The sequence below is a fragment of the Pseudomonas nabeulensis genome (assembly GCF_004682045.1).
Classification (GTDB): Bacteria; Pseudomonadota; Gammaproteobacteria; order Pseudomonadales; family Pseudomonadaceae; genus Aquipseudomonas; species Aquipseudomonas nabeulensis.
Map to the genome: position 1 here is coordinate 1 of NZ_QUZT01000132.1, position 4,746 is coordinate 4,746.

Genomic DNA, 4,746 nt, shown 5'->3' on the forward strand with positions numbered 1-4,746 from the left:
CCGCCCTAAACCAGGCGCCGTGGTGTGTCAGTTGGACCGAGGTGTATGGATTTGGGGCGGCTCCGCCCCCCAGCGCGGGGCAAGCCCGCTCACTACAAAGGCAACACCGTCCAGATCGCAAACCCGGCATACCACAGCACCGCCGCGCGCAGCAGCAGTTCCCACAAACGATCCAGACTATTGATGCCGTCAGCGCCGACCGCTGGCGGTGGGATTTCGGCGGCCACCAGGCCGACTTTCTCCACCAGTTGGGCGGCGCTGATGTCCCAGTTCAGCAACTCGTGGAGCATCACGCGACTGACCGCGACGAAGTTGCCCACCAGGGCAAAGCTGGCCGCCAGCAGGCGTACCGGCAACCAGTCAAACGCATGGCGCAATTGCCCCGCGCGTTCGGCCACCAAGGGGTTCTTGCTGTGCTCACTGGCCAGTGCCAGCAGGCGATAGGCCAGTGCCGCCACCGGACCCAACAGGAAATACCAGAAGATCACCGCGAAAAAGCTTTGGTACGCCTGCCACAACAAATGGCCCTGGACACGTTCGAGCAGTTGCTCGCCGCTGTCAGCACCGAGGTTCAAGTCACGCTCAGCCACGTGTTCAGCGGCTTGCAGGTCACCCCGGCGCCAGGCATCACGGAACGGGCCGAGTCCCGCCAGCAAATCACCACGTCCCAGGCTGTAGATCACCACCAACAGGTGCACCGGCAGCGCGATCAAGCCGTAGGCCACCGGCTCCAGCACCAGCAACAACAGCGCCAGCAACGCCACTGGCAACAGCACCAGCAAGGCCAGGATCAGCCATGGCTGCTTGCCCATGCGCGGGCTCGATTCCAGCTTGGCCAACTCACGCAGCCACCCACCGTCACGTTGCAACCGCTGGCGCAGGGCCGAGAATTTCTCGATCCACACCGCCAGCACCAACACCAGGAAACTCATCGTGCGTGTCCTCCATCCTGCAGGGCGCTGCGAAAGCGCGTCCAATCAAAAGCCGGGCCGGGATCGGTCTTGCGTCCCGGCGCGATATCACTGTGACCACAAATACGCTGGGGTGTGATATCTGGATAGGCCGCCAGCAACTGGCGAGTCAGGTCGATCAACGACGCGTATTGGGCGTGAGTGAACGGCAGGTCATCGGTGCCTTCCAGCTCTATCCCCAGGGAAAAGTCATTGCAGGTTTCACGCCCCTCAAACCGTGAAACCCCGGCATGCCAGGCCCGGTCGATACAGGACACAAACTGCGTCACCGCACCGTCGCGCTCAATCAGAAAATGCGCAGACACCCGTAAGTCAGCGATCCCTTCAAAGTAGGGATGTTCCGTGACATCCAGGCGGTTCTGGAAAAATTCCTGCACTTTGCCGGTGGCGAACTGCGCCGGCGGCAGGCTGATGTTGTGCACCACCAGCAGTGAGATTTCGCCTGCGGGGCGCTGGTTGAAGTTGGGCGACGGGCAATGACGGATGCCCTGGCACCAACCGCTGGCGGGGTCCAACTGCATACAGGTTCCTTGATCAAGACAAAGTCTGTCCAGTATGCCGCGTTCGACCCCGTGGTTGCGATCACTTGCCTCGATTGAGTTGCCGCAGCTTGCCCAACACGGCCGTCAGCGCCCGCTCAAACAGCGGCCCGTCTTCAAGGGTATGCAGCGCACCCCGCTTGAACGCATGCGCCAGTTGGCTGCGACTTTTCTCCAGGACCTTGAGCCCCGTGCGGCTGACGAAAATGTAGGCAGAGATCGGCTCCATGATCGCAGTCAGCTTGCAGCGCACGTTGCTGGCGGCGTTTTCTTCGAACACCACCCAGCTGCCCACACGAAGCAATCGGGCCTGGAGTAAGCCGGGATCATTTTCCGGCAAGTCTGCGACGGGCTCGACAGAGACCGCACTGAACACAAACGGCTCGCGCACTTCAATCAACCCATCCGTGCCATCGGGCGCCTGGATATGCAAGGCCTGCAAGCGCACGAAGAATTCACGGGTGCTGAAAGGGTCGAATGCCGCGCTGGTCAAGCCATCGCGCAAGGCCTTGAGCAAGCCCGGCAACTGTTTTAACAAATCGCGCCCGGCGTCGGCGTCTTGCTGCAAACCGACGCTCCAGATCAGTTCGTCCAGGGTGCGCAGCCCTGCTTGCGATTGCACCGATTGCTCTCCGTGCTTGAGATGGGCGAGCAACAGTACCTGGCTCCAGGCCTGCTGCACGAACTGCACCACCGAGCACGGCAAAACCTTGCCCAGTAACCGGCGATTCAGTACTTCGGCTACCCGCTGGCGCACGGCCTCGGTCTGCACGCGCGCCTCTTCGGTATCACGGGTGTGCTGCTCAAGCAGGTCGCTGCGTCGCCGCTCGTCGGCGGTGAACGCACTGAACTCCGTCAACAGTTGGGAAAAAATTGCCGGGTCTTCGACGAACTCGTTAAGCAGGCGCTGCACGACCTGTTCGATTCGCAGGTACAGGGTGTCGCGACGATAGTCCTCGCGCGGGCTCCACCCCATGGCGGTTGCGGCAATTTCATTGAGCAGGCGCCGCGCCGGGTGGCTGGCATGATTAAAAAAACCTTTGTCCAGCAGCGCCACTTTCAGCATCGGGATTTGCAAACGGCCGATCAACGCCTTGAAGGTATCGGGCACCGTACGGTCATTGAGGACAAATTCGAAGAGCATCGCGATCAGGTTGATCACGTCTTCGTCGGCGCCCTCCACCACTCGGGACTTGCCGCTTTTGACGCTGACCCGGGTGAGCAACTGTTCCAGCTGGTTGCGCAGGTCAAAATCGTCTTCCGCGTCCGGCTCCGGTACATATTGCTGGAGATGGGAGAGCAGGCGCAGCAGGTCGCGAGTGGAAATGGGCACGGGCTCGGCGCAGGCTTCAAGGGTAGGCGCCACGCTGCCGCGTACGACGGCGAGTAATGCCTGCAGCGCAGCGAACGCTTGCTGGCCGTTTTCATCAAGGGGTTGATCAGCCATCGGCAACGTTTCTTCGCGCTGACCATCGGGAGCCGCACGTACGCCGGGACGACGAGACGGCCCGGCCTTGAGTTCAGGCAACACGCCTGTTGCGACCAACAATTGATTGGCTTCGCCATACAGCTGGTCGGCGTCACTGAGCACGTATTTTTCAAAGAGCTTGAGCATGATCAACTTGACGCGGATTTCCACGCCCAGGCTGCGCCCTGCCCGCAGGAAGAACTCACACAGCAGCGCCGGGCCCAACGGGTTCTCACGGTCATCCAGGCGATTGCCCAACAGGGCGCTCAAGCGCGAGGTCAGTTGCCCCAGGGCCAGCCCGTCGCGATGGCGCACCCGGCCCAGCATCGCCTCAAGGGCCACGGCCTTTTCCTGGTCATCCCTGGATGTGCCCGGTGCCGAGTCATAAGACACCACCGGCACCAATTGCGGCTCATTGCGCCCAGCACGGCCCAGGCTGGCGAACGCGTCGAACAGCCGCTCCATGAACACGCGCTCGAAATTCTTGCGCTTGAGGCGCAGGTCGCGCATGGCCTCGAAGAAAATATGGTGATCGACGTTGCTGCGCGCCTTATCGGCCATTTCGAACAAGGTGTCGTCGGCGTTATCGAACAGGTCCTGCAGGCCTTGCTGCAACTGTTGCGCCGCTTTGTCGCGCACTTGCAGCAACACCACCGGCAGTCGGGCGAGCGGCGATGGCGTGGCGTGCGCCCGGTTGATAGGCACCACCTTTCCGTCATTGTGCATCCTGGCCTCCTGAAACGGCGGTATTGGGCAGACGTCAAAGCTATGACGCCAATTGCAAGGCGCGAGATTATCTTGCAAACGGGGGGCGTTGCGCCAGCAGACTCTGTGATTTGGTCGTAAATGAGCACGTGGCTGGGTTCGGGCGCGTACTGCCCCTATAATCGGGGCACTTTGTTTGTGGAGCCTGTTATGCCGAATCTCCGTCTTGCCGACCTCACCGCCGAAATCGAAGCCAACGTGCGCCGTGCACTGCTGGAAGACATCGGCAGCGGCGACATCACTGCACAATTGATCCCGGCCGAACGGCTGGCCACGGCCACGATCATCACCCGCGATGCAGCGGTTATCAGCGGTACGGCCTGGGTGGACGCGGTATTCCGCCAGCTCGACCCGCGGGTTGCCGTGCATTGGCAAGTGGCCGACGGCGAACGCGTCAGCCCTGACCAAGTGCTGTTCCGCCTTGAAGGCCCGGCGCGCTCGCTGCTGAGCGGCGAACGCTGTGCGTTGAATTTTCTACAACTACTGTCCGGCGTCGCCACGCGTGCACAGTACTTGGCGGACGTTGTCGCGAGCACTCAGGTGAAGCTGCTGGATACCCGCAAGACCCTGCCCGGCCTGCGCCTGGCGCAGAAATACGCCGTCACCTGCGGCGGCTGCCACAACCACCGCATCGGTTTGTACGACGCGTTCCTGATCAAGGAAAACCATATCGCCGCCTGCGGAGGGATTGCCCAGGCGGTGACCGCCGCCCACAAGATCGCCCCCGGCAAGCCGGTGGAAATCGAAGTGGAAAGTCTGGATGAGCTGCGCGAAGCCCTGGCGGCAGGCGCCGATATCATCATGCTCGACGAGTTGAGCCTGGACGACATGCGTGAAGCGGTGCGCCTGAACGGCGGCAAGGCCAAGCTGGAAGCCAGCGGCGGGATCAATGAAAGCACCCTGCTGCCGATCGCTGAAACCGGTGTGGACTACATCTCCATCGGCGCGATGACCAAGGATGTGAAGGCGGTGGATTTGTCGATGCGCCTAAGCATCTAAGGCC

Annotated in this window: 4 protein-coding genes; 1 reads left to right on the top strand and 3 read right to left on the bottom strand. The window is 61.7% G+C overall.

Translation table 11 applies throughout. The features are described 5' to 3' along the window. Positions 1–92: 92 nt before the first annotated feature. The 3 genes from ampE to DYL61_RS31025 all read right to left on the bottom strand — a co-directional run bounded on the left by ampE (position 93) and on the right by DYL61_RS31025 (position 3,704). Positions 93–932 carry a regulatory signaling modulator protein AmpE gene (gene ampE / locus DYL61_RS31015; protein ID WP_135311557.1) on the bottom strand — a complete coding sequence of 280 codons (840 nt, stop codon included), beginning with the start codon at positions 930–932 and terminating at the stop codon, positions 93–95. Further along, positions 929–1,492 carry a 1,6-anhydro-N-acetylmuramyl-L-alanine amidase AmpD gene (gene ampD / locus DYL61_RS31020; RefSeq protein ID WP_135311558.1) on the bottom strand — a complete coding sequence of 188 codons (564 nt, stop codon included), beginning with the start codon at positions 1,490–1,492 and terminating at the stop codon, positions 929–931. The genes ampE and ampD overlap by 4 nt, the downstream gene beginning before the upstream one ends. Before the next feature lie 61 nt (positions 1,493–1,553). Then, positions 1,554–3,704, bottom strand: coding sequence for a DUF1631 domain-containing protein (locus tag DYL61_RS31025; RefSeq protein ID WP_135311559.1), 2,151 nt, complete (start codon positions 3,702–3,704; stop codon positions 1,554–1,556). A gap of 189 nt (positions 3,705–3,893) precedes the next feature. Between DYL61_RS31025 and nadC the strand changes: the two genes are divergently transcribed. Next, entirely contained in the window at positions 3,894–4,742 is an 849-nt protein-coding gene (gene nadC / locus DYL61_RS31030) for a carboxylating nicotinate-nucleotide diphosphorylase (protein WP_135311560.1), read from the top strand. Positions 4,743–4,746: the final 4 nt, after the last annotated feature.